Source organism: Roseicyclus sp., from assembly GCF_018402035.1.
Taxonomy (GTDB): Bacteria; Pseudomonadota; Alphaproteobacteria; order Rhodobacterales; family Rhodobacteraceae; genus Roseicyclus.
Genome location: NZ_JAGYJN010000001.1, coordinates 664,477 through 690,473, shown reverse-complemented (window position 1 = coordinate 690,473; position 25,997 = coordinate 664,477). Strand labels below are relative to the sequence as shown.

29 protein-coding genes are annotated in these 25,997 nt (G+C 61.7%); 11 read left to right on the top strand and 18 right to left on the bottom strand.

Annotated features, from left to right (window positions below; all coding sequences use genetic code 11):
• A complete protein-coding gene (locus KG698_RS03310) occupies positions 1-1,203 on the bottom strand; it encodes a pyridoxal phosphate-dependent aminotransferase (protein ID WP_213684110.1) in 1,203 nt (400 codons plus the stop codon).
• A gap of 111 nt (positions 1,204-1,314) precedes the next feature.
• Here KG698_RS03310 and KG698_RS03305 point away from each other — a divergent pair, with 111 nt between their 5' ends.
• From KG698_RS03305 to KG698_RS03295, 3 genes are read left to right on the top strand one after another with little or no spacing between them, the layout of a single operon-like run.
• Positions 1,315-1,719 carry a helix-turn-helix transcriptional regulator gene (locus tag KG698_RS03305; RefSeq protein WP_213684109.1) on the top strand — a complete coding sequence of 135 codons (405 nt, stop codon included), beginning with the start codon at positions 1,315-1,317 and terminating at the stop codon, positions 1,717-1,719.
• A 5-nt stretch (positions 1,720-1,724) separates the two neighbouring features.
• The gene (locus KG698_RS03300; protein WP_213684108.1) at positions 1,725-2,000 is read left to right on the top strand and encodes a succinate dehydrogenase assembly factor 2; all 276 of its coding nucleotides are present in this window, start codon (positions 1,725-1,727) and stop codon (positions 1,998-2,000) included.
• Between the two features lie 58 nt (positions 2,001-2,058).
• Positions 2,059-2,556, top strand: a complete 498-nt coding sequence (locus KG698_RS03295) for a winged helix DNA-binding protein (protein WP_213684107.1) — start codon at positions 2,059-2,061, stop codon at positions 2,554-2,556.
• Positions 2,557-2,575: 19 nt separating this feature from the next.
• Here KG698_RS03295 and KG698_RS03290 read toward each other — a convergent pair whose 3' ends face one another.
• The 5 genes from KG698_RS03290 to ccmA are packed head-to-tail and all read right to left on the bottom strand — an operon-like array spanning position 2,576 to position 5,390.
• Positions 2,576-3,175 (bottom strand): DsbE family thiol:disulfide interchange protein, encoded by a 600-nt coding sequence (locus KG698_RS03290; protein ID WP_213684106.1) that lies wholly within the window; start codon positions 3,173-3,175, stop codon positions 2,576-2,578.
• Entirely contained in the window at positions 3,172-3,327 is a 156-nt protein-coding gene (gene ccmD / locus KG698_RS03285) for a heme exporter protein CcmD (protein ID WP_213684105.1), read from the bottom strand. The genes KG698_RS03290 and ccmD overlap by 4 nt, the downstream gene beginning before the upstream one ends.
• A gap of 2 nt (positions 3,328-3,329) precedes the next feature.
• The gene (locus KG698_RS03280; protein ID WP_213684104.1) at positions 3,330-4,061 is read right to left on the bottom strand and encodes a heme ABC transporter permease; all 732 of its coding nucleotides are present in this window, start codon (positions 4,059-4,061) and stop codon (positions 3,330-3,332) included.
• A 55-nt stretch (positions 4,062-4,116) separates the two neighbouring features.
• The gene (gene ccmB / locus KG698_RS03275) at positions 4,117-4,773 is read right to left on the bottom strand and encodes a heme exporter protein CcmB (RefSeq protein WP_213684103.1); all 657 of its coding nucleotides are present in this window, start codon (positions 4,771-4,773) and stop codon (positions 4,117-4,119) included.
• Complete coding sequence (gene ccmA / locus KG698_RS03270; protein ID WP_213684102.1) at positions 4,770-5,390, bottom strand: heme ABC exporter ATP-binding protein CcmA; 621 nt, start codon at positions 5,388-5,390, stop codon at positions 4,770-4,772. Before ccmA ends, ccmB begins: the two co-directional genes overlap by 4 nt.
• A 179-nt stretch (positions 5,391-5,569) precedes the next feature.
• Between ccmA and KG698_RS03265 the strand changes: the two genes are divergently transcribed.
• The 4 genes from KG698_RS03265 to KG698_RS03250 all read left to right on the top strand — a co-directional run bounded on the left by KG698_RS03265 (position 5,570) and on the right by KG698_RS03250 (position 11,822).
• Complete coding sequence (locus KG698_RS03265) at positions 5,570-7,198, top strand: DNA methyltransferase (RefSeq protein ID WP_213684101.1); 1,629 nt, start codon at positions 5,570-5,572, stop codon at positions 7,196-7,198.
• A gap of 79 nt (positions 7,199-7,277) precedes the next feature.
• Entirely contained in the window at positions 7,278-8,018 is a 741-nt protein-coding gene (locus tag KG698_RS03260; protein WP_213684100.1) for a YebC/PmpR family DNA-binding transcriptional regulator, read from the top strand.
• A gap of 193 nt (positions 8,019-8,211) precedes the next feature.
• Positions 8,212-10,911 (top strand): aconitate hydratase AcnA, encoded by a 2,700-nt coding sequence (gene acnA, locus KG698_RS03255; protein WP_213684099.1) that lies wholly within the window; start codon positions 8,212-8,214, stop codon positions 10,909-10,911.
• A gap of 200 nt (positions 10,912-11,111) precedes the next feature.
• Positions 11,112-11,822: a thioredoxin family protein gene (locus KG698_RS03250; RefSeq protein ID WP_213684098.1), complete on the top strand. Its 711-nt coding sequence runs from the start codon at positions 11,112-11,114 to the stop codon at positions 11,820-11,822.
• A gap of 33 nt (positions 11,823-11,855) precedes the next feature.
• Here the strand turns inward: KG698_RS03250 and KG698_RS03245 are convergent, their stop codons facing one another.
• The 3 genes from KG698_RS03245 to KG698_RS03235 are packed head-to-tail and all read right to left on the bottom strand — an operon-like array spanning position 11,856 to position 14,106.
• A complete protein-coding gene (locus KG698_RS03245; protein WP_213684097.1) occupies positions 11,856-12,758 on the bottom strand; it encodes a lauroyl acyltransferase in 903 nt (300 codons plus the stop codon).
• A gap of 35 nt (positions 12,759-12,793) precedes the next feature.
• Entirely contained in the window at positions 12,794-13,669 is an 876-nt protein-coding gene (locus KG698_RS03240) for a DMT family transporter (protein WP_213684096.1), read from the bottom strand.
• A 5-nt stretch (positions 13,670-13,674) separates the two neighbouring features.
• Positions 13,675-14,106: a TIGR01244 family sulfur transferase gene (locus KG698_RS03235; RefSeq protein ID WP_213684095.1), complete on the bottom strand. Its 432-nt coding sequence runs from the start codon at positions 14,104-14,106 to the stop codon at positions 13,675-13,677.
• 155 nt (positions 14,107-14,261) lie between these two features.
• Here KG698_RS03235 and KG698_RS03230 point away from each other — a divergent pair, with 155 nt between their 5' ends.
• The gene (locus KG698_RS03230; RefSeq protein WP_213684094.1) at positions 14,262-14,579 is read left to right on the top strand and encodes a TraR/DksA C4-type zinc finger protein; all 318 of its coding nucleotides are present in this window, start codon (positions 14,262-14,264) and stop codon (positions 14,577-14,579) included.
• Positions 14,580-14,623: 44 nt separating this feature from the next.
• Here KG698_RS03230 and pdxA read toward each other — a convergent pair whose 3' ends face one another.
• From pdxA to lptF, 4 genes are all read right to left on the bottom strand, one after another.
• A complete protein-coding gene (gene pdxA, locus KG698_RS03225; protein ID WP_213684093.1) occupies positions 14,624-15,604 on the bottom strand; it encodes a 4-hydroxythreonine-4-phosphate dehydrogenase PdxA in 981 nt (326 codons plus the stop codon).
• Between the two features lies 1 nt (position 15,605).
• On the bottom strand, positions 15,606-16,838 hold the full coding sequence (locus tag KG698_RS03220; protein ID WP_213684092.1) for a peptidylprolyl isomerase: 1,233 nt from the start codon (positions 16,836-16,838) through the stop codon (positions 15,606-15,608).
• Between the two features lie 111 nt (positions 16,839-16,949).
• The gene (lptG, locus tag KG698_RS03215) at positions 16,950-18,044 is read right to left on the bottom strand and encodes an LPS export ABC transporter permease LptG (RefSeq protein WP_213684091.1); all 1,095 of its coding nucleotides are present in this window, start codon (positions 18,042-18,044) and stop codon (positions 16,950-16,952) included.
• Positions 18,041-19,171, bottom strand: coding sequence for an LPS export ABC transporter permease LptF (gene lptF, locus KG698_RS03210; RefSeq protein WP_213684090.1), 1,131 nt, complete (start codon positions 19,169-19,171; stop codon positions 18,041-18,043). The genes lptG and lptF overlap by 4 nt, the downstream gene beginning before the upstream one ends.
• Positions 19,172-19,337: 166 nt before the next feature.
• Here lptF and KG698_RS03205 point away from each other — a divergent pair, with 166 nt between their 5' ends.
• Both KG698_RS03205 and KG698_RS03200 read left to right on the top strand, forming a co-directional pair.
• Positions 19,338-20,801 carry a leucyl aminopeptidase gene (locus tag KG698_RS03205; RefSeq protein WP_213684089.1) on the top strand — a complete coding sequence of 488 codons (1,464 nt, stop codon included), beginning with the start codon at positions 19,338-19,340 and terminating at the stop codon, positions 20,799-20,801.
• Between the two features lie 10 nt (positions 20,802-20,811).
• The gene (locus tag KG698_RS03200) at positions 20,812-21,270 is read left to right on the top strand and encodes a DNA polymerase III subunit chi (RefSeq protein ID WP_213684088.1); all 459 of its coding nucleotides are present in this window, start codon (positions 20,812-20,814) and stop codon (positions 21,268-21,270) included.
• Here the strand turns inward: KG698_RS03200 and KG698_RS03195 are convergent.
• From KG698_RS03195 to KG698_RS03185, 3 genes are read right to left on the bottom strand one after another with little or no spacing between them, the layout of a single operon-like run.
• Entirely contained in the window at positions 21,267-21,848 is a 582-nt protein-coding gene (locus KG698_RS03195) for a TIGR02281 family clan AA aspartic protease (RefSeq protein ID WP_367114023.1), read from the bottom strand. The two genes, KG698_RS03200 and KG698_RS03195, sit on opposite strands and share 4 nt — an antisense overlap.
• A 47-nt stretch (positions 21,849-21,895) precedes the next feature.
• Positions 21,896-22,513 (bottom strand): MarC family protein, encoded by a 618-nt coding sequence (locus tag KG698_RS03190; protein ID WP_213684087.1) that lies wholly within the window; start codon positions 22,511-22,513, stop codon positions 21,896-21,898.
• The gene (locus KG698_RS03185) at positions 22,510-24,360 is read right to left on the bottom strand and encodes an ABC-F family ATP-binding cassette domain-containing protein (protein WP_213684086.1); all 1,851 of its coding nucleotides are present in this window, start codon (positions 24,358-24,360) and stop codon (positions 22,510-22,512) included. Before KG698_RS03185 ends, KG698_RS03190 begins: the two co-directional genes overlap by 4 nt.
• Before the next feature lie 104 nt (positions 24,361-24,464).
• Between KG698_RS03185 and ndk the strand changes: the two genes are divergently transcribed.
• On the top strand, positions 24,465-24,887 hold the full coding sequence (gene ndk, locus KG698_RS03180; RefSeq protein WP_213684085.1) for a nucleoside-diphosphate kinase: 423 nt from the start codon (positions 24,465-24,467) through the stop codon (positions 24,885-24,887).
• A gap of 66 nt (positions 24,888-24,953) precedes the next feature.
• Here ndk and KG698_RS03175 read toward each other — a convergent pair whose 3' ends face one another.
• Both KG698_RS03175 and KG698_RS03170 read right to left on the bottom strand, forming a co-directional pair.
• On the bottom strand, positions 24,954-25,301 hold the full coding sequence (locus KG698_RS03175) for a TfoX/Sxy family protein (protein ID WP_213684084.1): 348 nt from the start codon (positions 25,299-25,301) through the stop codon (positions 24,954-24,956).
• A 127-nt stretch (positions 25,302-25,428) separates the two neighbouring features.
• Positions 25,429-25,977 (bottom strand): LptA/OstA family protein, encoded by a 549-nt coding sequence (locus KG698_RS03170; protein ID WP_213684083.1) that lies wholly within the window; start codon positions 25,975-25,977, stop codon positions 25,429-25,431.
• Between the last annotated feature and the right edge of the window lie 20 nt (positions 25,978-25,997).

The following is a 25,997-nucleotide window of genomic DNA, read 5'->3' as shown; positions in this document are numbered from 1 at the left end:
TTAGCTCAGCGCGGCGCAGAAATCCTGTATCCGCGTGCAAGCCTCGCGCAGGGTTTCATCCGCCGTGGCATAGCTGATGCGGAAGCATGGGCTCAGGCCGAAGGCGCCGCCGAAGACGACGGCCACGCCCTTTTCCTCGAGCAGTGCCTTGGCAAAGGTCTCATCATTGTCGATCAGCGTGCCTGCGGCGGTTGTCTTGCCGATCAGCCCATTGATCGCGGGATAGACGTAAAACGCCCCCTCGGGCACTGGGCAGGTCACGCCGGGGATCGCGTTCAGCATGCCCACCACCAGATCGCGGCGGCGCTTGAAGATGGCGTTGTTGGTGGCGATGTAATCTTGCGGGCCATTGAGCGCCTCGACCGCCGCCCATTGGCTGATGGTGCAGGGGTTCGAGGTCGATTGCGACTGCACCTTGCTCATGGCCTTGATCAGGGCCACGGGGCCCGCCGCATAGCCAATGCGCCAGCCGGTCATGGCGTGCGCCTTGGACACGCCGTTACAGGTCAGCGTGCGGTCGTAAAGCCCCGGCTCCACCTGTGCGGGGGTGGCGAATTTGAAATCATCATAGGCCAGATGCTCATACATATCGTCGGTCATGACCCAGACATGGGGATGGCGCATCAACACATCTGTCAGCCCTTTCAGCTCATCGGCGGTATAGCCCGCGCCCGTCGGGTTCGAGGGCGAGTTGAAGATGAACCATTTGGTTTGCGGCGTGATCGCCGCCTCAAGATCGGCGGGCATGATCTTGTAGGCGTTCTGGCTTGGCCCTTCGACAAAGACCGGCGTGCCACCCGCAAGCAGCACCATATCGGGGTAGCTGACCCAATAGGGCGCGGGGATGATCACCTCTTCGCCGGGGTTCATCGTGGCCATCAGCGCATTATATAAGATCTGCTTGCCACCGCTCGCGACGCTAACCTGTGCAGGCGTGTAATCCAGCCCGTTGTCGCGCTTGAACTTGGCGCAAATCGCGGCCTTGAGTTCGGGGATGCCGTCAACGGCGGTGTATTTGGTCTTGCCCGCATTGATCGCTGCAATCGCCGCATCCTTGATGTTTTGCGGCGTGTCGAAATCAGGCTCGCCCGCGCCAAGGCCGATGACATCCTGCCCCTTGGCTTTCAGCTCCGCCGCAAGGTTGGATACGGCGATGGTGGGCGAGGGTTTCACGCGCGCAAGCGTGTCGGACAAGAAGGGCATTATCATGCTCCGGGGTTGGGCCGGGCCTTGTATCAGGTCACCGGGTGGTCATTTGCTCGCCACAGCATTAGGGTGCTCGCAAGTCGCGATCAAGCCGGGAAGGGGAGAGAGATGACAACCGACGTAGAACATGGGCCGGGCTGGTATGACGGCGACACGGCCACATTGGGCGACCGGATCACCGGCGCACGCGAGGCCAGCGGCTTAAGCCAATCCGAACTGGCCCGACGCTTGGGCGTAAAACTCTCAACGATCCGCACATGGGAAAATGATCAGGCCGAGCCGCGCGCCAACAAGCTGCAAATGCTGGCGGGCATGCTGGGTGTGTCGCTCATGTGGCTTTTGACCGGCACAGGTGACGGGCTTGATGGCCCTGAAGAACATACGAAATTGCCCGATGATCTGGTGGCATTGCTTGGCGAATTGCGCCAAACACGGCTGGAACAGGCACGGCTGGCCGACCGCATGGGGCGGCTTGAGAAACGGCTGCGCCTTGCGCTGAGCCAAGGGGTTTGAAGGCGATGGAGACACGCGAGATCAGGTTGAAGCGGCTGAAAATGCGCGCAGGTCATCGGGGGATCAAAGAGATGGATTTGATCCTTGGGGGATGGGCCGCGCGCCACCTCGAGACAGCCGATGATGCCACGCTCGACGCCTTCGAGGCGCTGATGGCCGAGGCCGATCAAGATCTTTACGCTTGGGTCAGCGGTCAGGCCGAAGCGCCCGCACTGTTGCGCCCGTTTCTGGGCGTGCTTGCCGCCGATATCGCGGCACAGAAAATTTCGGCGGGCCGTTAACGCAATTTTGGCGATTCACTGTGCAAACCGGGGCAAAGCACAAGATGCGGAGCCCATGATGAGTATGCACAGGCCATTGGCGACATCGTCCCGATCGGGATTTTTGATCGGCTATCTTGACTCATTGGCGCTGGTAGAGCGGTTGCACCGCTTGCTGCTCGATGTGATCAAGGATGAGTTTGAACGCCTTGGGATTCTCGACATCAACGCCGTGCAGGCGCTTTTGTTGTTCAATATCGGCGAGAATGAGGTGACAGCCGGTGAGTTGAAGACACGCGGCTATTACCAAGGGTCCAACGTGTCGTATAATCTCAAGAAATTGGTCGAGATGGGTTATATGCACCATCAACGCTGCGAGATTGACCGCCGCTCGGTCAGGGTGCGGCTGACCGAAAAGGGGCGCAATGTGCGCGATATCGTGGGCAAGCTTTTCGCCCGCCATGCCGATGGGCTTGAGAAAAACGGTGTGCTGAACCTTGATTCGCTTGATCGCATCAGCCATTCGCTCAAGCGGATCGAACGCTATTGGTCTGACCAGATCCGCTATATCTACTGATGAAGGCGTGGCCGATCCCTCAGTTGGTCTGGCTCTCCGCCTCGCCCGGCAATAGGGGCAGGTCATGACCCGCCGCCGCCAATGCGGGCCGTATCTGGCCGCGCAGCGCGCGCTCGGTCACCGGGCCACGGAAATGCAACACGACCGTGCCGCTATCATCGATGAAAAAGGTCTCGGGCATGGCCACAACGCCCCAATCGGCCCCATTGCGCGCCTGTTCGTCGCGCCCGATCAGGTCGTAGGGATTGCCAAGCTCGTCGAGAAAGCCAAGCGCTTGATCGATGCGGTCGCGGTAATTCACCCCGTAAAGCGGCACGCCCGCCTCGGCCAGCGCTGTCAGAACCGGATGCTCGGCGCGGCAGGGCGGGCACCAGCTGGCAAAGAAATTGACCATCACCAGCCCATTGCCCGCCAGATCCGCCCGCGTCAAAACCGGGGTTTGACCCAAGGGTTGCAAGGCCAAATCGGGGGCGATCCGCCCTTGCTGGGCCGACGGCAGGGCTTGGGTATCCACGCCTTGCTGCAGCGCGTTTTGATTGTTCATCAGCTGATAACCCGCGATGCCGAAAAACCCCGCAGTCAGGGCAAAGGGCAGCACCATCAGCCAGTTGAATTTCATGCGCCGCGATCCCGGCGGCTTTCCACCGCCTCCAGCCGCGCGCGCACGCGCCGCGCCTGCCAGATCGAGGCCAGAATGATCGCGGCCAATAGGCCCAACGTCACCGCATAAGATGACAGCACATAGACCGCATATTTCCCTAAATCAGGCATACTCACCCCATTCTTTCCTGGGCGATCAGCGCCTTAAGGCGGCGGGCGCGGATTTCTGTCTGGGTGCGGTAAAGCACCAGCGCCAGAAACAAAAAGCCAAAACCACACAGCGCGATCACCAGCGGATACCAAAACACATTCGCGATATTTTGCTCTTTATCCAGCGATAGCGTCGCCCCTTGGTGCAGGCCTTGGTTCCAGAACAAAAGCGCATAGCGCGAGATGACGGCAAAGACCGACCCGACAAGGCACAAGACCGATGTCAGATCGGCCGCGCTATCGGGGTTCTCGATCGCCTCCCACAGCGCCATGTAGCCCAAGTAGAACAAAAACAGGATCAAGAACGAGGTCAGGCGCGGATCCCATTCCCACCATGTCCCCCACATCGGCTGGCCCCAGATCGCGCCCGTGGCCAGCGCGATCACGGTAAAGACCATGCCAACGGGGGCTGCGGCCTTGGCGGCCAAGGCGCTCACATGATGACGCCGGATCACCCAGATGAGCGAGGTCACCAGCATCATCAGCCATGCATTCACCGCCATGATCGCGGCGGGCACATGGATATAGATGATCTTGACCGTCGATCCCTGCCGGAAATCATCGGGTGTGAAAAAGAAGCCCCAGACCAAACCCACGACAAGACAGATCGCTGCCAGCCCCGCTACCCAAGGCAGCAGGAAGGCCGATGTCGCCATGAATTTGCGCGGGTTCGCGTATTCCCAGATCGAATTCATGGGCGGAACTTAGACAGGGCTGTTGGCGCTCACAATGGGGCAGAGGCGCGCGCCCCTAGCGCAGATTGACGCGGAGGGCGGCCGCCGCCGCAAAGGGCAAAATCGCCAAACTGCCCAGCGTGATCCCCGCGACCAGCAAAAGCGGTGTCAGCGCCTCTTGGCCCGCTGCACCGCGCACCACGCAGAGCGCGCCGAAAATCAGCGTCGGCATGTAGAGCGGCAAGACGAGCAGCGACAGCAACAGCCCGCCCCGCTTGATCCCCACGGTTAGCGCCGCGCCAAAGGTGCCGATGGCCGACAGCGCAGGCGTGCCAAGCAACAGCGAGGCGATCAGCCAAAGATACCCCGCCGCAGGCAGGTTCAGCAAAAGCCCCAGCGCGGGGGCTGCCACCACCAGCGGCAGGCCGGTGGTCAACCAATGCGCAAGCGCCTTGATCGCGGCCAACCCCTCCAGCGGGACAGGCGAGGTGGCGATCAGGTCAAGCGTCCCATCCTCCCAATCAAGCTGAAAAATCCGGTCCAGCGACAAAAGACAGGCCAAAAGCGCGCCCAGCCACAAGATCCCCGGCGCGATGGTTGCCAACACCCCGGTCTGCGGCCCGACGCCAAAGGGCACCAGCGTGGTGAAGATCAGGAAAAACGCCAAGGACAGGCCGAAACCGCCGCCTGCGCGGATCGCGAGCATCAGGTCGCGTTTGAGCAGCGCGATCATCCCATCGCCTCGGCAAAGGGGTCATCGGCGCGGATGCGCTTGGCGACGAACTGTGTGATATCAAGCGTTTGGGCCATAGGCAGGCCAAGATCGATATGGGTGGCGATGATCGCGCTGCCGCCCATGCCCAGATGCGCGGTCACGGCGGCGGCGAAACGCGCGACGTTTTCGGCGTCAAGCGAGACGGTCGGCTCGTCCAGGCACCAGATCGGCCGCCCTGTTACCAACAGCCGCGCCAGCGACAGACGCCGCTTTTGGCCTGCCGACATCTCACCCGCGCGGCGGTCCAAAAGCGGGCCTAGATGAAAGGCGTCAATCGCGGCGCTGGTGTCTTTTGTGCCAAAGACGCCCGCCCAAAACGCAAGGTTTTCCCCCACGCTCAGCTGTGATTTCAACCCATCGGCATGGGCGGCATAGGCAATCGCATCGGGGGCTGTGATGATCTCACCCGCCAAGGGCGGGGTCAGCCCGGCCAGCGTGCGCAAAAGCGTTGTCTTTCCCGACCCGTTGGCACCGCGCAGGATCAGCGCCTCGCCCGGCGCGACCGCAAAGGTCACGCCCGCCAAGATTTGGGCCGGCCCACGGGCACAGGCAAGATCAACGACGCGCAATGTCATGGCTTGAGCGGTAGCCCAAAGGGCGGTGCAGGGAAAGCCCAAGTCGCGCACGCGGGGGCAGGGGCCAAGTTCCGTCTTGGCCCGCAGGGAAAGCTCTGCTTAACCTTGGGGGGTGTAAAAAGGATCGCGCGCCGCTTTGGTTTTGCGCGCAAGGGTAACGAGTAGGGGCGCGGTGCGCGATGAACCATCTGTATTATGGCGACAATCTCAATGTGCTGCGCGATCTGCCCGGTGATCATGTCGATCTGATCTATCTTGATCCGCCGTTCAATTCCAACGCGGGCTATAACCAGCTGTTCAAATCCCCCGACGGCTCAGGCAGCACCGCCCAGATCGAGGCGTTCAACGACACATGGCATTGGGGCGATACCGCCGAAGATGCCTATCAAGCGGTGCGGCGCAGCCCCAATGCCGCCGCCGCCCAAATGCTCAGCGCGATGCGCGGGTTTTTGGGCGAGAATGATATGATGGCCTATCTCGCCATGATGGCCGTGCGGCTGATCGAACTGCACCGGGTGCTGAAGCCTACGGGGAGCCTCTATCTGCACTGCGATCCCACGGCGAGCCATTATTTGAAGATCATGCTGGATGCGATTTTTGGGGCGGGGAACTTTCGCAATGAAGTCATTTGGAAACGAACGAGTGCGCACAATGACGTCTCACAGAAGTTTTCAGCGGTGCATGACGTAATCCTTTTCTATGTCAAAAGTGATCGCTCAATTTTCAAGCGAGTTTTTACGCCATACTCCGATCCTTACATCAAGGAACACTTTGTCCATTTTGATGCGGATGGAAGGCGCTTTAGGCGATCCGACTTGGTCAGCCCTTCGCCCAGGCCGAACCTGACCTACGATTTCACCGCGAGCAATGGACGCACATACAAGCCACATCACAATGGTTGGAAAGTTTCCCGCGAAGTTATGGAGCAACTTGATAAGGAAAATCGGCTTTTCTTTCCGGCCAAAGAGAACGCCAGACTTAGAAAGAAGATCTACCTCGATGAGAGCGAGGGCGTTGTTGTAGGAGATGTTTGGGACGACTTGCCGCCAATTCATGCATCTTCTGCCGAACGCCTCGGCTACCCTACCCAAAAACCCGTGGCGCTGCTCGAGCGTATCCTCAACGCCTCTTCCAACCCCGGCGATGTGGTGCTTGACCCGTTTTGCGGCTGTGGCACCACGGTGCATGCCGCCGAAAAGCTGGGCCGGAAATGGATCGGCATCGATGTTACCCATCTGGCCATCGGGCTGATTGAAAAGCGCCTGCGCGATGCGTTTCCGAATGTGCAATTCACCACCCATGGCGTGCCGCAAGACATTCACGCCGCCCGCGATCTGGCCAACCGGGGCCGCGACAACGGCAATTACTATTTCGAGTTCGAAAAATGGGCGCTGTCGCTGATCGACGCCCAGCCCGGCAACCTGTCGAAAAAGGGTGCCGATAAGGGGATCGACGGCAATCTGTGGTTTGGCAAGACGGGGCGTGCCATCATCTCGGTCAAGGCGGGCGAGAATATCGGGGTCGGCATGGTGCGCGATCTGCGCGGCGTGATCGAACGCGAAAAGGCCGATCTGGGCGTGTTGCTGACCCTCAACCCGCCCAAATCCACCATGATCGCAGAGGCCGCCGCCGCCGGGCAATTCGCGATGGATGGGTTCTCGCCTGTTCCGCGCCTCCAGATCGTGACCATCGAGGATGCGATGCGCCTGCGTGAGCGTGTCGTGCAATTGCCCGCCCGCCGCGCCGACAGCTTCCGCCGCGCCCCCCGTGAAGAGGACCGTTCCGCGCAAGGGCGGCTTGAACTCTGACCTGCCGCCCATTGCCCAAGCGGCCAGACCTGCGCTAAGAGGCGCGGGTTCTCAAATCTGTCAGACAATCGAGGGTCTCATGGCCGGTCATTCCAAATGGGCGAATATCCAACACCGCAAGGGCAAGCAGGATGCCGCGCGCTCCAAGCTGTTTTCCAAGCTCGCCAAGGAAATCACCGTGGCCGCCAAGATGGGCGATCCCGACCCCGATAAGAACCCGCGCCTGCGCCTTGCGGTGAAAGAGGCGAAATCAAGCTCTGTGCCCAAGGATGTGATCGACCGCGCGATCAAGAAATCCATGGGGGGCGACGCCGAGAATTACGATGAAATCCGCTATGAGGGGTATGGCCCCGGCGGCGTGGCCGTGATTGTCGAGGCGATGACCGATAACCGCAACCGCACCGCGTCTAACGTGCGCTCGCTTTTTGGCAAGAATGGCGGGAATTTGGGTGAGACAAATTCCGTGGCCTTCATGTTCGAGCGCAAGGGCCAAGTGATCTATCCCGCAAGCGTGGGCGATGCCGACACCGTGATGATGGCTGCGATCGAGGCCGGTGCCGAAGATGCCGAAAGCGATGACGAGGGTCACGTTGTTTGGTGCGCAGATACCGATCTGGCCGAAGTCTCGGGCGCGTTGGAGGCAGCTTTGGGCGAGTCGCTTTCGACCAAGCTGGTCTGGCGTCCGGGCACGACGACCGAGCTGGGTCTGGAAGATGCGCAAAAGCTGATGAAGCTGATCGATGCGCTGGAAGATGACGATGATGTGCAAAACGTCACCGCCAATTTCGAGATTTCCGACGCGGTGATGGCGCAGCTTTAGGCCGGCGCAATGGTCGGGCGGTGCGCCTTGACAGGCGCACCATCCGTTTCATGCGCTTGGCCCTTCACATCCGGTATGCAATCGCATACAATAATGTCGCAGCCCCCAGTTTGACCTTGAAAGACAGGCGGCGGGGTGGCAATCGCGATGCAGAGATGACGACCCCCACATGACCGGATGAAGGGAGGCTTTGATGCCCATTACCGTCGGCCACGATACCGCGAAAACGCGGCGCACGCTCCAAGTCGGTGACAAGAGCTATGCCTATTATTCCATCCCCGCTGCGCAAGCGGCCGGGCTTGGCGATTTCTCGCGCCTGCCTGCCTCGCTGAAGGTGGTGCTGGAGAACATGCTGCGGTTCGAGGATTCGAAGACCGTGCATGTCGAGGATATCAAGGCGTTTGCTGATTGGGCAAAACTCGGCGGCCAGAACCCGCGCGAGATCGCCTATCGCCCCGCGCGCGTGTTGATGCAGGATTTCACCGGTGTTCCGGCTGTGGTCGATCTGGCCGCGATGCGCGACGGGATCAAGGCGCTTGGTGGCGACCCGCAAAAGATCAACCCGCTCAACCCCGTCGATCTGGTGATCGACCATTCGGTGATGATCGACGAGTTCGGCAATCCGCGCGCGTTCCAGATGAATGTGGACCGCGAATACGAGCGCAACATGGAGCGCTATACCTTCCTGAAATGGGGCCAGTCGGCGTTCGACAATTTCCGCGTCGTCCCCCCCGGCACCGGCATCTGCCATCAGGTGAACCTTGAATACCTGTCCAAGACCGTGTGGTCGGACAAGGATCAGACGGGCCAAATCGTGGCCTACCCTGACACGCTGGTCGGCACCGATAGCCACACCACCATGGTCAATGGCGCAGCCGTTCTTGGCTGGGGCGCGGGCGGGATCGAGGCCGAGGCCGCGATGCTGGGCCAGCCCATCTCGATGCTCATCCCCGAGGTCATCGGCTTCGAGCTGACAGGCACGATGGTCGAAGGCACCACTGGCACCGATCTGGTGCTGAAGGTCGTGGAAATGCTGCGCAAAAAGGGCGTGGTCGAGAAATTCGTGGAATTCTACGGCGAGGGGCTTGACCGTCTGCCGCTGGCCGACCGCGCGACCATCGCCAATATGGCGCCTGAATATGGTGCTACCTGTGGCTTTTTCCCGGTCGACAGTGAAACGCTGCGCTACCTGCGCAACACTGGCCGCGACGAGGCGACTGTGGCGCTGGTCGAGGCCTATGCCAAGGAAAACGGCATGTGGCGCGGGGCCGATTACGCGCCGATCTATACCGATACGCTCAGCCTCGACATGGGCACGATTGTGCCCGCGATCTCTGGCCCCAAGCGGCCGCAAGATTACGTCGCGTTGACCGATGCCAAGACCGCCTTCACCCGCGAGATGGCCGAAACCTTCAAGCGCCCGATGGGCAAAGAGGTGCCGGTCGATGGTGAAGATTACGCGATGGAATCGGGCAAGGTGGTGATCGCGGCGATTACGTCCTGCACCAATACCTCGAACCCCTATGTGATGATCGGCGCGGGCCTTGTGGCGCGCAAGGCGCGCGCGCTGGGCCTGACCCGCAAGCCTTGGGTCAAGACCTCGCTTGCACCGGGATCGCAGGTTGTTTCCGCCTATCTGGAGGCAGCCGATCTGCAAGACGATCTCGATGCCATCGGTTTCAACCTTGTGGGCTATGGCTGCACCACCTGCATCGGCAACTCTGGCCCGCTTCAGCCCGAGATTTCCAAGGCGATTGCCGAGGGCGATCTGGTCGCCACCGCCGTCTTGTCGGGCAACCGCAACTTCGAGGGCCGCATCAGCCCCGATGTGCGCGCCAACTATCTGGCAAGCCCGCCGCTTGTGGTGGCCTATGCCATCGCTGGCACGATGGATATCGATCTGGCGCGTGATCCCATCGCCCAGACCCCCGATGGCCGCGATGTCTATCTGCGCGACATTTGGCCGACCACCGCCGAGGTCGCCCAAACCGTTGAGGCCACTGTGACGCGCGAGGCGTTCTTGTCGAAATACGCCGATGTCTTCAAAGGCGACGAGAAATGGCAGGGCGTGCAGGTGCCGCAGCAGGAGGTCTATGACTGGCCTGCCGCCTCGACCTACATCCAGAACCCGCCCTATTTCCAAGGCATGAGCGCAGAGCCCGGCACGATCTCGAATATCGAGGGCGCCCGCGTTCTGGCCATGCTGGGCGACATGATCACCACCGACCACATCAGCCCGGCAGGCTCGTTCAAGGAAAACACGCCCGCAGGTAAGTACCTGACCGAGCGTCAGGTTTCCCCGCGTGAGTTCAACTCCTACGGGGCGCGGCGCGGCAACCACCAGATCATGATGCGCGGCACCTTCGCCAATATCCGCATCAAGAACGAGGTGCTCGATGGCGTCGAGGGCGGCTATGCGCTTGGGCCCGATGGGCAGCAGACCTCGATCTATGATGCGGCCATGGCCTATCAGGCGGCGGGCATCCCGCTGGTGATCTTTGCAGGCGAGCAGTACGGCGCGGGCTCAAGCCGCGACTGGGCGGCCAAGGGCACGGCGCTGTTGGGCATCAAAGCCGTGATCGCCGAGAGCTTTGAGCGTATTCACCGCTCGAACCTCGTTGGCATGGGCGTCATCCCCTTCGAGTTCACCGGCGGCGACACGCGCAAATCGCTGGGGCTTAAGGGCGACGAGACAGTCGCGATCCACGGGCTCGACACCATCCAACCGCTGCAAGAAGTGCCCTGCACCATCACCTATGGCGATGGCACGGTGAAGGTGATCACGATCAAGTGCCGGATCGATACGGCGGTCGAGATCGAATATATCGAGCATGGCGGCGTGCTGCACTACGTCCTGCGCGATCTGGCCAAGGCCCCCGCCGCGGCGGAGTAAGCTACCAAAATCGAGTAAAGGGGCGCCTTTGTGCGCCCCTTTTTCTTGTCTGCGGTGTCGCGCGGTGCAATCCATCAGGGATCGCGGAGATGCACGATGCGGTTTGTAACCTCGGTCGCAAAGGCTTGATTGGCCTGTGTTGGCATATGGGGCTAGGTGTAGCAGATGAAACTGAGGCAGGAGTGGACAGGGCAATGGGGATGCGGCGTGCAAGCACATTGGCGGCGGGTCTGATCGCGCTTTGGGCGGTAACGGCTGCTACGGCGCAAGAGGTCCGTGGGCCAGTGGTGGTCGAGCTGTTCACCTCGCAGGGTTGCTCGGCCTGTCCGCCTGCTGATGCGCTATTGGGTGAATTGGCCCGCCGCGACGATGTCATCGCGCTGGCGCTGCATGTCGATTATTGGGATTATATCGGCTGGCAAGACACATTCGCCCAACCCGCCTTTACCGCGCGCCAGCATGGCTATGGCCATGCGGCAGGCTCGACCGTTGTTTACACGCCGCAGATGATCGTTGGCGGCAGCGACAGGGTGGTCGGTGTGCGGCCCATGGCGGTTTCGGATCTGGTGCAGGCCCATCGCGCCGCCCCCGATCCTGTCAGCATCGCCTTTGCCGCTGATGATAATGGCTTTGCGGTCGAGGTAGCGACCCTGACCGCGCCGCCTTTTGCGCGCATGGTGGTGCAGGTCATCACCTACAGCCCCCAGAACGAGGTGCATATCGCCCATGGCGAAAGGGCAGGCACCGTCAGCCAACATTTCAATGTCGTCACATCATGGCAGGTGGTAGGCGAGTGGGATGGGCAAGCCCCGATGCGCTTTCGCGTGATCCCACAGCAAGACAACCCGCATGTCGTGATTGTGCAGCAAGCGGGTTATGGCCCGATCTTGGCTGCGGCACGGCTTGAGTGAGCCAAAGGCTCAAATCGGCGCGCGGAGCTGTCGCTAGACCTCGGGCGGTAGGTGATAGGCCTTCACCCGGTGCGGTTTCCAGCGGCGATGTATCCACAGCCATTGCTCAGGGCGCGCGCGCACCCGCGCGGCCAAGCTGTCATTGAGCGCTTGGGTCATGCGCGACGCATCGCTATGGGGGATCGGTGCCTCGATCACGACATCGAAATCGAGCCCGTTCTCCAACCGCTCGGCATAAATCGGCACCAAAAGCGCATCATATTTCAGCGCCATTTCAGCAGCCGAGAGTGCCGTGGGCGCAAGTTGGCCGAGAAAGTCCAAAAGCGCGCCTTGGGCGACATATTGGTCGATCAAGATCGCCCCTTGCCCTCCCTCGCGCAGGGTTTTGACAAAGCCCGCCAAGCCGCGCCGGTCGCGCGGAAAGGCCGCCCCGCCAACCCCCTCGACCGAGGCGATGTAGCGGGCGTTAGAAAAAGGGTTGTTCATCAGCCGGTAAAGCCCGCCCATGGCGTAGCCGCGCACATTCATCGCCGCGCGGGCCGCTTGGTAATTGCCAAAATGCCCCGAGACGAACAGGATTGGCCGGTTCGCGGCGCGCGCGGCCTCGCAAGCTTCTAGCCCCGGCCCATGGGGCACCCAGCGCTCAGCCCGTGCAAGCTGGTCGGCGGTGGAGTAATTCTCGATCACCACCCGCCCAAAGTTATCAAGCACCGCCGCGGTGATCTTGCGCCGCGCCGCGGGCGTCAGTGTCGGGAAAATCCAAGCCAACTGTTCATCGGCGCGCGCGCGGTAACCGGCGATGCCCCCCAAAGCGCGCAACATGCCCCCCATCAGCGGCACCCGCCAAGCATAGGGCAGGCGCAGCGCAACCCACAGCAGGCCGCGCAATGCGCGATCAACCGTCCAGTCAAGCCAGAGGCGGCGGGGTTTAGCCATGCGATCCTTCGGGGTTGTCAGCCTGTCGCGGAGGCTCAGGCCGGTTTTGCGGCACTTGTGCGGGTTTCGCGGTACCAGACATAAACCCCGGCCCCCACGATCACAAGCGCGCCAAGCAAGCTTAGCGCATCGGGCAATTCGCCAAAGACGAAATAGCCCCAGCAGGTGGCAAAGATCACGCCCGCATAGCTGAAAGGGGCGACCGCGCCTGCCTCGGCAATGGTCAGCGCGCGGATGAGCAAGAACTGACCGGTGGCACCGATGGCCCCCAAAGCGAGAAATACCCCCCAATCGTCCGCGCTGGGCGTTTGCCAAACCGGCACGCTCAACATGCTGGCCACAACTGTGCCGATGATCGCGGTATAGAGAAACGAGGTCAGGATCGGCTCATCGCGGCCCAAGAACCGGGTGGTCAGCGCATAGCTGGCGTAAAACAGCCCGCCCAAAAGTGGCAAGAGCGCGGTCAAGGTGAAAACCTCTGATCCCGGGCGGATCACGATCAGCGCGCCGATCAGCGCGGCCATGATGCCGAAGATACGCCTTGGCCCCAACCCCTCGCGCAGCACGATTGCCGCCCCCAGCATCAACAGCATCGGATGGACCTGCATCACCGCTGTCGCGGCGGCGATATCCATCCGGCTGATCGCGGTGAAGAACGTGTAGGTCGCGGCAAAAAGAAAGGCAGAGCGCAGCAGTTGCAGCCCGATATGGCGCGTGCGCAAAAGCGGGCCAAGGCGCGGGGCAAGGACCAAGGCCACCACCGCCATCATGCCGGCGTAGCGCGCCCAGACCACTTGGATCGGATCATAGCGCGCCATCAGCATCTTGGCGGTCGCATCCATCGCCGAGAACAAAAAGATCGCCCCCAGCATCAGCAAGATACCCTGTGCGACCGGCGTGAGCCGTGCCAAGGGCCTTAGCCCCGCTGGGCGGCCAGCGCCTCCAGCTGGGGGCGCAGCCATGCAAGCTGATAGCCCCAAGCCTCGCCACGGGTGATGATCTCATCGGTGGGTAGATCGCCCGCCTGACCAAGCGCCCACACAAGCGTCGAGCGGTTGCCCGAGGCACAATAGGCAATCACCGGACCATCGGCGGCATCGATCGCGTCGCGCTGTTCTTCGACATTATCCATGGTCATCTGGCCGCCGACCACGGGGTTGAAGACGAAATGCAGCCCTGCGGCTTCGGCTGCGGCCTGCATCGCGGCGGCCTGAAGGGGGGCGGGGTTTTCACCATCGGGGCGGTTACAGATCACGGTGGTAAAGCCCGCTTCGGCCAAGGCGGCCATGTCGGTCGGGGCAAGTTGCGGGGCGACGCTGTAGCTGTCGGTGATCTGGCGCAGATCCATTCTTGGGGCTCCTTGGCTGTGCTTGGTGCCAGTGTGCCTGAAGCGGCGGGCAAGGAAAAGGCCAGCTTGATGCATATCAAGGCCGATGGCGGGGCAGGCCGATAGTTTGGGCCTATCCGAAAGCGAGCGGGCGGCATGCGCCCAAGGAGTCACAGATGAAGGATTTGGCCGCGCGCCGCGCAGAACTCGAAGGCCGCTTGGCGGTGTTGGACGCGCGCCTGCGCGCGCTTGATGCCGAGTTGGACAGCCATCAATCCAAGGATTGGGAAGAGCTGGCCACCGAACGCGAGGGCGACGAGGTGCTTGAGAAACTGGGCCAATCGGGCGAGGCCGAGATCGCGCGCATCCGCGCCGCCTTGGTTCGGATGGATCGGGGCGACTACGGCATTTGCGTGCAATGCGGTGCCAAGATCACCGAAAAGCGGCTTGATCTTTTGCCCTATACCCCGTTTTGCCGCCGCTGCGCGACATAGGCCAAGGGGTAGCTGCGTCGCCCGCTTGGCAGACTGCAACGCCATTAGTTGCCGCGTGCCTGCGCCATGAGTGCGGCCATTTCGAGTGCCGCGATAAAGCTGGTTGGATCGGCCCGACCCGTTCCCGCGATATCGAAGGCCGTGCCGTGATCGGGTGATGTGCGGATAAAGGGCAGCCCGAGCGTCACATTCACCCCACCCGCGAAATCGATGGTCTTGATCGGGATCAGCGCTTGATCGTGATACATGGCGATGGCCGCGTCATACTGCGCACGCGCGCCTGCGTGAAACATGGTGTCGGCCGAATGTGGACCTGACAGGGTCAGCCCCTCGGCGCGCAGCGCGGCAATGACGGGGGTGATCAAATCGTCCTCTTCGCGGCCCATCGTGCCACCTTCACCCGCATGCGGGTTTAGCCCGGCGATGGCGATGCGGGGGCGCGCAATGCCGAAATCGCGGCGAAGTGCTGCATCGGTGATGCGGATCGTATCGGTCAAAAGCCCAGCATTCAGCGCCGCTGGCACCTCGGAAAGCGGAATATGGATCGTGGCGGGCACGACGCGCAGCGCGGGGCAGGCCAACATCATCACCACGGTCTCGACACCGGCCAGATGGGCCAGATACTCGGTATGACCCGGAAAGCGGAAACCGGCCCCATCTTTGAGCGCTTTTTTGTGGATCGGCAGCGTGGTGAGCGCCGATGCCTCGCCACGCATCACCAGATCGACACCGCGCGCGATGGCCGCAATCACGCCAGCGGCGTTTTCGGGGGCGGGTTGGCCCGCGACGGCGGGCGCGGCAAAAGGGTGGGAGAGTACCGGCAGGCCGCTGAGGGCGGCATGGGCGGCATCTTGGGGCCGCGCGATAGGTACGGGATGGGCACCAAAACCCGCCAGATGCGTCAGATCACCGATCACAAAAAACGGCAGGCGCGCGCCCAAGCGTTGCCAAGCCTTGACCGCGATCTCGGGGCCGATCCCGGCGGGCTCACCGATGCTGACAGCGATCGGGGCGGGGCGCGTCATCTTAGTCGAAGGTAATGATGGCGTCGGCGCGCAGCTCTTCCAGCAATGCGGCGGCATTGGCTTCAAGCTGGGCGGCGAATAGCCGTTGGCGCACCGCCTCGATCCCGCCCTCGGGCGGGGTGATGGTGCGCGCGCACAAGATCACCGCTGTTACCATGCCGTCAGGGGCGGTCGTGACGCCGATCTCGCCCGTATCGAGGGTCGACAGCACCATGGCGATATCATTGGGAATGGCCGAAAGCGGTTGATCCTGGCGCACAAAAGCACCGGGGCGTAGCGCGTAGAGATCATTGCATTGATCGATCTCGGCGCGCAGCGCGGCGAGTGCGGCTTGGCCCGCCTCGGACCCAAGCGCGGGCAAGCTGAGCGTCGCATAATCGACCGAAGCGGTGGCAGGTGCGCGAAAGCTGCCTTGCGACAGGCCACGGAGTTGGAAAATCCCGATTGCCGGGCCCAAGACCACTGGGCCATAAGTCTCGCCCACCGACAGCAACACCATATCCTCGCGCAGCTGTGCAGGGATGCTATCAAGCGCGCGCCATCCGGTCAGACCGCCCTGTTCACGCGTGGGGGCGGCCGAAAAGCGGCGTGCAGCCTCGGTGAACAGATCGATCTCGAAATTCAGATCAACGGCCAACTGTGCCAGATCATCGCGCAGGGTTTCGCGGTTCTCGGGCGTGACCGGCACGATCACCTCGGCCAGCAAGATCTGGCCGCTGCCAAGCTGGGGATCATGGGCAAGCGCGCGGGCCACGGCTGCATCGCTTGTTGCGGCGCGGGCGCGGGCGCCAAACCGCGTCTGCACCACATTGCGCCATGAAATATTGTTGGCCATGAAATCGCGGAAGGTTTCGGGCGCGACACCTTCTTGGCCGATGGCAGCAATGAAGTCCTCGGCGCTCAACTCGGCGCGGGCGGCGAACTCGGCGATGCCTGTGGCAATCTCTTGCTCGCTGGCCACAACCTCGAGGCGGCGCGCCTCGGCCATTTGGAGGCGCTCATTGACCAAGGACTCGAGCGCCACGGCGCGCAAATCGCCGGGGGTGCGGATCACCTCCAAGAACAACGCGCGCTGGTCGATCTCGTAATAGGTGACGATGGCGTCATTGACATGCGCTGCGGCTGAAAAGGGTGATTGCGCTTGCGCGGGCTGACCCAGCGCAAGGCCCAAGGGCAAAGTCAAAGCCAGGGCGCGCAAAACGCGGCGGACCGTGAATGTCGGGCGTTTGTTCATCGCGTCTTTGTTCCGTTATGCTCGTGGAATGCGTTCATCGCGGCTTTGCCCCTTCTTTTGGACTGCCTCTTGCGCGAAGGCAACCGCATGTGTGGATGGCTGTGCATCGGCCTAGCCATCCTCGGTATGCAAAATCAGCCCCACGGCCAGCAAAATCGCGGCCAGCGGCGGTGTCCATGCCACGATGGCGACGGGCAATTGCCCGTTCTCGCCCAAGACCTCTGCAAAAGAGCGCAGGAAAAACAGGCTAAAGCCAAGCAAGATCGCGGCCAAGACCAAGATGCCGGTTTTGCCCGACCGGGTATGGCGCATGCTCAACCCCGCCGCGATCAGCACCATCGCGGCCAGCATCAGCGGGCTGGAAAGCTCCATCTGCAACCAGACACGATGTTGCAATGCGGCGAATCCCGCTTGGTTAAGTTGCCCGATAAAGCCGGGAAGCTGATAGATCGGCACGGTTTCGGGCTTGCCAAAGCTATCGCGGATCTGGTCGCGCGTCAGCGTGGAGGGCAGCGCATATTCCGCTGTGACCGTCACGCTCGCCTCTGGGTTGGGTGTGCCTGCCAAGGTCCATTGGCGCGCATCGCGCAAGGCCCATTCCCCGTCCATCAGCCGCGCCTCGGCGGCGTTGATGCGGCCCGTGATCGTGCCATCGGGGGCGAATTGGAAAAAGCTGACATCGAAAAGATGTGTGCCATCGGCATTGGTGGCGCCTGCGCGGATGACGGTCTGCTCGGTCGCGCTGCCTTGGCGTAGCCATAGCCCTTCGGCAGTGATCGAAACCGTGCGTTCCTCGGCACCGCGATACTGGGCGGTTTTCATGTCATATTGCTGCGAGGTGGTGGCCACGATGGGGTTCAGCACCGCCACGGCCATGGCGCCAAAGCCCGCCGCCACGATCATCGGCGAGGCGACCGCGCGCAGCGCCGAGCGGCCCGAGGCGCGGATCACCACCAATTCCGAACTACGCGCCAGCCCCAAAAAAAGCAGCAATGTCGCCAGAAGCACGAATAGCGGCACCAACTGATAGAGCGTTCGGGGCAGGTTCAGCATGGCCAGTTCAAAGACCGGCCCAAAGCCAAGTTCTGGCCCAATCCGGCGCAATTGTTCGGCCAGATCGATGGGCAAGAGAATAGCGATGAAAACCGCCGTCACGATGCCCAAGGCGCGCAAGAATCGCCGCGCGATGTAAAGATGCAAGATCATGCCGCACCCGCCCCGATCGGCGCGCGGCGTCTGCGTTTGCGCGCCATCGCCAAAAGCGTCAAGACCCCGGCCAAGGCTGCCGCCAAAATCGGCTGTGCATAGGCCAAAAGCTGCAAATCGACATTGCGGATCGCATTCGCCTCGGCGGCGTTCCACACCATTTGCAAGGGGATGACCAAGATCACGGCCAGCATGATCTGCGGCCAGACCCCAAAGCGCGAAAAGCCACCCAGCATCAAACAGGCCGCCGCGATCAGGGGCGGGAAGATCACGAAAAGCGCCCGCGCGATCCGGTCATGGCCGACAAAGCGCATCTGCGCCAGCGACAGGCCCAAGGCGGCGGCAAGCTCAGCATCCGCGCCGATCAAGACCCATGTGGATAGCGCGCGCAATTCTGTTCCGGCGCTTGCTTGCTCTGCGACAAGCGCGCCCAGATCATAGGTGAAATCATCAAAAAGCACCGTGGTCAGCCGCCCGGTGGCAAAGTCATAGGTCTGCGCCATACCATCGAACATCACCAGCTGTGGGCCGGTGTCCGCCTCGAGCAACAGCGCGCGCGGCGCGGTGTAGGTCGTCTCTGCCGCCGGATCGATCCGATCTTGTAGGAACATATCGCGAAACTCGCCCTGATCGGTGATTTCGCGTGCATAGACGCTGAGGCCGGGGGCAGGGTGGATAAACTGCCCCTCGCGCAAGAAACGCCCCGTCAGATCGGCCTGCACATCGGCGCTGCGGTCGTTGAACTGCCCCCGCGCGGCAGGTGCAAGGACATTGCCCAAGACTGCGATCAAAAGCCCAAGCAGCAGCCCAAAAAGCAAGACCGGGCGCAACAGCCGCACCGCCGATAGCCCCGCGGTCTGTAGCACCACCAATTCGCTTTCGCCGATCAACCGGTTGAAGATGTAAAGCGTGGCCACAAACCCCGCGACCGGCAGCACCATCATCATGATCTGCGGCAAGGTCAGCGCGGTGAATTCCAGAAAGACGCGCAAATTCTGGCCATCGGCAATCAGCGAATCGAACAGGTCTACGGCCTCGTTGATCCAATAGACCGAGATCAAGACGAGGCTGAAAAAGCCAAACAGCACGACAAGCTGGGACAGAATATAGCGATCATATCGCCCCAAAGAGCGCCCCTCCACCTCAATGCCGCGCCAATGACGGGCTTTGCCCTCTTTTAGGCTAAACCGCCGTCCCGCGCGAGGGTGATCTGGCCATTGGCGAAAGCCCGCCCTAGGTTGATGCGTGAACCGGCCCCGGGACGCGCCGATCTTGCCCAAAAGGAACCATGCCATGACATCGCCGATTGCCATCTCTTTCGCCGACACCGATCTTGCAGCGCTGTCGCATGCCCAAGGCAAGCTTGGTCTTTTGGTCAGCCCCGATGGCAAGCTCGACCCTGCTGGGCGGCGGCTGGACCGGCTGACGCGTGGTGCGCTGGCCCGTTTGGTCGCAGGTCCGGCGTGGGAAAAGGTTAAGCCCGGCGAAGATGTGACGCTGAACTGGCCCGCTGGTCTGGCGGCAACCGGGCTGATGGTGATCAAGCTCGCCCGCCGCCCCAGCGTGGCGGAGGCGCGCCGTGCAGGCGCAGCCTTGGCCAAGTTCAAAGGGGCCGAGGCGCTCTTGGTGGTTGCGGGTGGCACGGCACGCATCGCCGATCTGGCCCTTGGGCTTGCGCTGCGCGGCTATGATTTCACCGTCCACAAGACCGGCGAGAAAGAGCCGCCGCAAGATGCGACCATCATGGTGGCCAAACCTGATGAAGCCCGCGCAGCCGCCGCACCGCTATTTGCCGTGGCCGAGGGGGTGTTTTTTACCCGTGACCTAATCAACGAACCCGCCAATGTCTTGACCACCCGCGATTTCGCCGCCCGGCTGGAGGGGATGCGCGCACTTGGGCTTGAGGTCGAGATCCTTGAAGAGGCGGATCTGACCAAGATGGGCATGGGCGCGCTTTTGGGTGTGGGGCAGGGGTCGGAAAGCCCTTCCAAGATCGCGGTTCTGCAATGGAAAGGCGCAGAAGGTGCGCCGCTGGCACTGATTGGTAAGGGCGTGGTTTTCGACACAGGCGGGATCAGCCTCAAGCCACCGGGCGGCATGGAAGATATGACCATGGATATGGGCGGTGCCGGTGTCGTGGCGGGTGTCATGCATGCGCTGGCCCGTCGCCGCGCGCCCGCCCATGTGGTCGGCCTGATCGGTCTGGTCGAAAATATGCCCTCTGGCACGGCGCAGCGGCCGGGCGATGTGGTGACATCGATGAAGGGTGACACGATCGAGGTGATCAATACCGATGCCGAGGGGCGTTTGGTCTTGGCTGATGTGATGTGGTATGCTCAAGACCGCTTTAGCCCCACGGGCATGATCGATCTGGCCACATTGACGGGGGCGATCATCATCGCGCTGGGGCATGAGAACGCAGGCGTATTTTCGAACAATGACACGCTGTGCAACGCCTTTCTCAAGGCCGCACAGGCCGAGGGCGAGGGGGCATGGCGCATGCCCTTGGGTGCGGCCTATGACGAAAAGCTCAAAAGCCGCATTGCTGATATGAAGAATGTCGGCGGGCGCGATGGCGGGGCGATCACGGCGGCGCAATTCCTTCAGCGCTTCGTCAAGCCCGAGATGCCTTGGATTCACCTTGATATCGCGGGTGTAGCCAGCGTGAAATCCGATACGATGCTTGCGCCCAAGGGTGCGACGGGGTGGGGTGTCATGGCCTTGGATCGTTTGATCCGCGACCATTTCGAGGGGTGAGGACAGCCATTTGGCCGAGGTGTTTTTCTACCATCTGACCCAAACGCCGCTTGAGGTGACGCTGCGCCTGTTGCTTGAGAAATCACGCGCCGCGGGTTGGCGCGTGGCGTTGCGCGCCCAAAGTGATGCGTTGCTCGACCAGCTTGATCGCGCGCTTTGGGCCGGGCCTGATGAAAGCTTCTTGGCCCATGGCCGCGATGGCGGGGCGCATGACGCCGATCAACCCATTCTGTTGACCCTGTCGCAGATTGCCGCCAACCAGCCCGACTGCCTCGTCACCGTCGAGGGTGCGCCCATCGCGCCCGAGGAGGTGGCCGGTCTGAAACGCGCGATGATCTTGTTCGATGGTCATGACACCACCGCTTTGCAAACCGCGCGCGCGCAGTGGAAGGCGTTGACCGAGGCGGGGGTCAAAGCGAAATATTGGTCCGAGGAAACCGGGCGTTGGGAAATGAAGGCGGAAAGCTAACGCGCCAGCCGCAATTGCCCGCCGGCGATTTCCAACCGGGCAAAGCGGCGCAGGTAACTCATCCCCAACAGGCTTTCGAACAGATCCCCGCGATTGACCACGGCGCGTACTCCTTCATCGACGACACCGCCAAGGGCGATGGTCGCAATCCGCACGGGTGCCGTTTCGACCATGCCATTGGCCGTTTGCGCACGGCCTGAATAGACCAGTGTCGCGGGGTCAAACCCGATCCGCGCGGCATCCTCGGCCGTCAGCACGATTTCGCTGGCGCCCGTGTCCACGACAAAGCGCACCGGCATGCCGTTGAGTTCCAAGGTCAGATAGTAATGCCCGTCGGGCGACATCGGCACGACAATCTCGCGCCCGTCTTGCATCACGGCTTGGCGCGGCACCAACGTGTCTTGGATCAAGGGCCAAAGCCCGACTACGGCGATGGCCCCCATGAAGATCAGCACCCACAGCGCCGCCTGTCGCGCCACGCGGCTTAGATTGCCACGATTGGCCGCGACATAAGACAGCGCAATCGCGCCGCCCAAGAGGCCAAGAAACATCAAGGATGCAATCTGATCGCCTGACACGCGCTGCCCTTTCGTCGCTTGCGCATCAATATAGGGTGCAGGCGGGCCTAGATCACCTGCAGATCGCGCATCGCATCGATCACGAATTGCACAGACAGTGCCGCCAAAAGCATGCCCAAAAGCCGTGTGACCACATTGATCCCCGTGGGCCCCAAAAGCCGCTCAAGCGGGGCCGCTAGCAAGAATAGCGTGAACACCACGGCCAGAACGGCCAGCATCACCAGATGCACAAGCAAGATATGCGTCGTGTCGCCGCCACCCTCGCCGGTCAAAAGGATCATGGTTGCAATCGCACCCGGTCCCGCGATCAGCGGAATGGCGAGCGGAAACACCGATGGGTCATCGGCAGGCGCGCCATCGGCTTGGCCCTGGCGGCGCTGGCTACGGCGCTCAAACAGCATGTCGAGCGCGGTCAGGAACAGCAATATCCCACCCGCCATGCGGAAGGCAGGCATCGAGATGCCCAAGAAATTCAAAACCGCCTCACCCGCCAGACCGAAAAGCGTCAAGATCCCCACTGCCACAAGCGTGGCGCGAATAGCGACCGAGCGGCGTTGGCGCACACTTTGCCCGCGCGTGAGTGCCACGAACAGCGGCGCAAGCCCGATGGGGTCGATCACCACGAAAAGCGCAACAAACGCAGGGATATAGTCGAAAATACTCATGTCTTTTCGGCGGTTTCCAGCTTTTCGGCGGCCGCCACCCACATCGCCTCGGCCCGCTGAAGCCCTTCCATCAGCTCGGCGTATTTCTTTTGCCAAACCTCAAGCTCACCGATGCGCCCATCTTCGTAAAGGGCGGGATCGGCGAGTTTGGTGGCAAGCTTGCCGCGCATCTCTTCGATGGTGGCGACCCGCGCCTCGCATTTGCGCAGCTGGGCGCGGAGTTCCTTGATCTCGTCGCGCGAAAAGGTTTTCACCTTTTCCTTTTCTTTCTGTGGCTTTGCGGGCTTTTCTTCACCCTTTAGAAGAAGGGAGCGATAGCTATCAAGATCGCCCTCATAGGGGGTGACGCGGCCATCTTTGACCAACCAAAGCCGGTCGGCCACCAGCGACAAAAGATGCATGTCGTGGCTGACCAAGATCACCGCGCCCGAATAGGCGGTCAGCGCCTCGACCAGCGCCTCGCGGCTTTCGATATCAAGGTGGTTGGTCGGTTCGTCCAAGATCAACAGATGCGGCGCATGCAGCGTAGCAAGACACAGCGACAGCCGCGCCTTTTGCCCACCCGACAGCTTGGCCACCACCGTTTCCGCTTGTTCGGCCATCAGCCCGAAACCTGCCAAAACCGCCCTCAGCTTGGCCTGTGGCGTGTCGGGGCGGTCGCGCTGGATATGTTGCAGCGGCGTCTCGTCAAGATGCAGCTCATCGACCTGATGCTGCGCGAAATACCCCACCCGCAGCTTGGAGGAGGCGGTCTGTTGCCCCGCAAGCGGCGCAAGCTTGGCGGCCAAAAGCTTGGAAAGGGTCGATTTCCCCTCACCATTGCGGCCCAAAAGCGCGATCCGGTCGTCTTGGTCGATCCTGAGCGAGAGCCGCGACAAAACCGGCTTGCCGTCATAGCCCACCGCCACATCGTCAAGCGCCAGAATGGGCGGCGAAAGCCCGTCCGGCGTGGGAAAGGTGAAAACCGTGCGCGCCGCATCCTCGGGCATGCGGATCGGTGTCATCTTTTCCAGCATCTTGACGCGGCTTTGCGCCTGTTTGGCTTTGCTGGCCTTGGCCTTGAAGCGATCGACAAAGGATTGCAGATGGGCGCGCTGGAGGTCTTGCTTTTTGGCAGCCGCCGTTTGCACCGCGCGTGCCTCGGCCCGGGTGCGGGCGAAAATGTCGTAGCCGCCGGTGTAGAGCGTCAGGTTGCGCCCCTCGAGATGCAGGATATGGCCGACTGCGCGGTTCAACAGCCCCCGGTCATGGCTGATCACCAGCACAGTATGGGGATAGCGCATCAGGTAGCTTTCCAGCCACAGCGCCCCTTCCAAATCGAGATAGTTGGTCGGTTCGTCCAACAGCAGCAGATCAGGCTGCGCAAAGAGCACGCCGGCCAGTGCAACCCGCATCCGCCAGCCACCCGAAAAGGCCGAACAGGGCATGCGGCTTTCCTCATCGGTAAAGCCCAAGCCCTTGAGGATACTGGCCGCGCGCCCCTCGGCAGACCATGCGTCGATATCTTGCAGCCGGGTTTGGATTTCGGCCATGCGGGTGCCTGTGGCGCCCTCGGCCTCGGCCAAGAGCGATGCGCGCTCTGTGTCGGCCTCAAGCACGGTATCGATCAGCGACACCTCCGAGCCCGGCACCTCTTGCGCTACACCGCCGATGCGTGCGCGCGCGGGCAGGTCGATACTGCCGCCATCAAGGGTCAATTCCCCCCGGATCAAGCGAAAGAGCGTGGTTTTGCCGGTGCCGTTTCGGCCAACAATGCCCACCTTATGGCCAGCCGGAATCGTGACGCTCGCCCCTTCCAAAAGGGGGCGGCCCGCGACGCTGTAGGAGATATCGGAAATGCGCAACATGGGCGCTGTCTGACCGGGCGAGGGGGTGCTGTCAACGCCCCGCTTTTCATCCCGCCCCCCCCATGCTAATGCCGCGCCAAATCCCAACCCCACGGAGCGAACACATGGCCATCCAGCGCACTTTTTCGATCATCAAGCCCGATGCAACCAAGCGTAACCTGACCGGCGCAATCAACGCCAAGATCGAGGCCGCGGGCCTGCGCATCATCGCGCAAAAGCGCATCCACATGACGCTGGCACAGGCCGGTCATTTCTACGCTGTCCATAAAGAGCGCCCCTTTTATGGCGAATTGTGCGAATTCATGGCCTCCGCGCCTGTCGTCGTGCAGGTGCTCGAGGGTGAGAACGCCATCGCGGCCTACCGCGCTGTCATGGGCGCCACCGATCCGGCCGAAGCGGCCGAGGGCACCATTCGCAAGGATTTCGCGCTGTCCAAGGGCGAGAATGCGGTCCACGGCTCGGACGCGCCAGAAACCGCAGCCGAAGAAATCGCCTATTTCTTCGCAGGTCTTGAGTTGGTCGGCTAAATCAGGCTGATCGTTGCGATCATGATCACGGGGTCGCCCAGCCGGGCGGCCCCTTTTTTTATCGGGTTAACGCCTGCGTCCTGTCCCGATTTCATCTAGGTGCCGCTCAAAGGCGCTGTCATTCAGCGGATCGGCGAGCGCGGCTTTGAGCGCATCGAAACTTGCGCGCAGCGCGGCCTTTTCCGCCCCTTTGCAATCATTCCACGGCCGGCCCTGTAGCGCCATGTGCAGCACGTAATAGCCGATGAAATGCGGCCGTGTTCCTGCCGTGATCATCGCGCCATAGGCGGCATCCGCGCCCATCGCGCGCAAGGCGGTGGCAGTGGTGATGCCCGCGCGCGCCATATCGGCCGCCATGGCGGGCCCAATATTGCGGATCGCGGTGACGGGATCGTCATCTTGCGGCTGCGGCATGGTGATTGCACCTCTGCGCGTAGCCTATCAGAGGCTCGCCCAATCGGAAAAGCGCAAGGGCGGTTTCTGTGGGTTTTGTGGCATGGCGGGCAGCGGAGTGGTTCTGACAGGGGCCGCGCATGATCCGCTATGGGATGCGCGCATCCGGGACAAAAATTGCCTTCACCGATCCTTCAAGGACGCTGTTGCCTGTTTCGACGTTAAAGGTCGCTCGATCACCCGTGAAAGTGGATGGCCCTTCACGCACTTCAACATCGCCCGATAATGTTGCAAAGCCACTATCGAGCGGATAATGCAGTGCCGCGCCTTTGGCGGTGCCCTCACCTTGTGATATTGATACGCCACCTTCACCGAAGATCTCGTTCAACCTCTGTCCATCTGCAGAGCCAGAAAAGTGCAAGATCAGCGTTTCGGCGGTGATCATCAACGCCCCTTGCTGTGCTACCACAGCGCCTTTGAATGTCGCGACATTTTGGGATCGAAAGAATTCAAGAATGTGTGATTGAATTTCTATTGGTAAGTTTTCTTGATCGCCATCGAGTTGCGATTGTGCTTCGTTTTGTGCGAGCGTTGCAGAGGGCGCAACCGAAAGCGCACAGCACAAAACAGATGCAATAAGGGCGCACTTATTGAGCTGAACCGCTTTGCTCGCATCTGATCCGTCGTGTACCACCATCGCCTCAATTCAGATACGAG

What these genes read in the sequence shown, in the direction of transcription:
- KG698_RS03310 (WP_213684110.1), bottom strand. Translation starts at nt 1,203, where the DNA reads ATGCCCTTCTTGTCCGACACGCTTGCGCGCGTGAAACCCTCGCCCACC.
- KG698_RS03305 (WP_213684109.1), top strand. Translation starts at nt 1,315, where the DNA reads ATGACAACCGACGTAGAACATGGGCCGGGCTGGTATGACGGCGACACG.
- KG698_RS03300 (WP_213684108.1), top strand. Translation starts at nt 1,725, where the DNA reads ATGGAGACACGCGAGATCAGGTTGAAGCGGCTGAAAATGCGCGCAGGT.
- KG698_RS03295 (WP_213684107.1), top strand. Translation starts at nt 2,059, where the DNA reads ATGAGTATGCACAGGCCATTGGCGACATCGTCCCGATCGGGATTTTTG.
- KG698_RS03290 (WP_213684106.1), bottom strand. Translation starts at nt 3,175, where the DNA reads ATGAAATTCAACTGGCTGATGGTGCTGCCCTTTGCCCTGACTGCGGGG.
- ccmD (WP_213684105.1), bottom strand. Translation starts at nt 3,327, where the DNA reads ATGCCTGATTTAGGGAAATATGCGGTCTATGTGCTGTCATCTTATGCG.
- KG698_RS03280 (WP_213684104.1), bottom strand. Translation starts at nt 4,061, where the DNA reads ATGAATTCGATCTGGGAATACGCGAACCCGCGCAAATTCATGGCGACA.
- ccmB (WP_213684103.1), bottom strand. Translation starts at nt 4,773, where the DNA reads ATGATCGCGCTGCTCAAACGCGACCTGATGCTCGCGATCCGCGCAGGC.
- ccmA (WP_213684102.1), bottom strand. Translation starts at nt 5,390, where the DNA reads ATGACATTGCGCGTCGTTGATCTTGCCTGTGCCCGTGGGCCGGCCCAA.
- KG698_RS03265 (WP_213684101.1), top strand. Translation starts at nt 5,570, where the DNA reads ATGAACCATCTGTATTATGGCGACAATCTCAATGTGCTGCGCGATCTG.
- KG698_RS03260 (WP_213684100.1), top strand. Translation starts at nt 7,278, where the DNA reads ATGGCCGGTCATTCCAAATGGGCGAATATCCAACACCGCAAGGGCAAG.
- acnA (WP_213684099.1), top strand. Translation starts at nt 8,212, where the DNA reads ATGCCCATTACCGTCGGCCACGATACCGCGAAAACGCGGCGCACGCTC.
- KG698_RS03250 (WP_213684098.1), top strand. Translation starts at nt 11,112, where the DNA reads ATGCGGCGTGCAAGCACATTGGCGGCGGGTCTGATCGCGCTTTGGGCG.
- KG698_RS03245 (WP_213684097.1), bottom strand. Translation starts at nt 12,758, where the DNA reads ATGGCTAAACCCCGCCGCCTCTGGCTTGACTGGACGGTTGATCGCGCA.
- KG698_RS03235 (WP_213684095.1), bottom strand. Translation starts at nt 14,106, where the DNA reads ATGGATCTGCGCCAGATCACCGACAGCTACAGCGTCGCCCCGCAACTT.
- KG698_RS03230 (WP_213684094.1), top strand. Translation starts at nt 14,262, where the DNA reads ATGAAGGATTTGGCCGCGCGCCGCGCAGAACTCGAAGGCCGCTTGGCG.
- pdxA (WP_213684093.1), bottom strand. Translation starts at nt 15,604, where the DNA reads ATGACGCGCCCCGCCCCGATCGCTGTCAGCATCGGTGAGCCCGCCGGG.
- KG698_RS03220 (WP_213684092.1), bottom strand. Translation starts at nt 16,838, where the DNA reads ATGAACAAACGCCCGACATTCACGGTCCGCCGCGTTTTGCGCGCCCTG.
- lptG (WP_213684091.1), bottom strand. Translation starts at nt 18,044, where the DNA reads ATGATCTTGCATCTTTACATCGCGCGGCGATTCTTGCGCGCCTTGGGC.
- KG698_RS03205 (WP_213684089.1), top strand. Translation starts at nt 19,338, where the DNA reads ATGACATCGCCGATTGCCATCTCTTTCGCCGACACCGATCTTGCAGCG.
- KG698_RS03190 (WP_213684087.1), bottom strand. Translation starts at nt 22,513, where the DNA reads ATGAGTATTTTCGACTATATCCCTGCGTTTGTTGCGCTTTTCGTGGTG.
- KG698_RS03185 (WP_213684086.1), bottom strand. Translation starts at nt 24,360, where the DNA reads ATGTTGCGCATTTCCGATATCTCCTACAGCGTCGCGGGCCGCCCCCTT.
- ndk (WP_213684085.1), top strand. Translation starts at nt 24,465, where the DNA reads ATGGCCATCCAGCGCACTTTTTCGATCATCAAGCCCGATGCAACCAAG.
- KG698_RS03175 (WP_213684084.1), bottom strand. Translation starts at nt 25,301, where the DNA reads ATGCCGCAGCCGCAAGATGACGATCCCGTCACCGCGATCCGCAATATT.
- KG698_RS03170 (WP_213684083.1), bottom strand. Translation starts at nt 25,977, where the DNA reads ATGGTGGTACACGACGGATCAGATGCGAGCAAAGCGGTTCAGCTCAAT.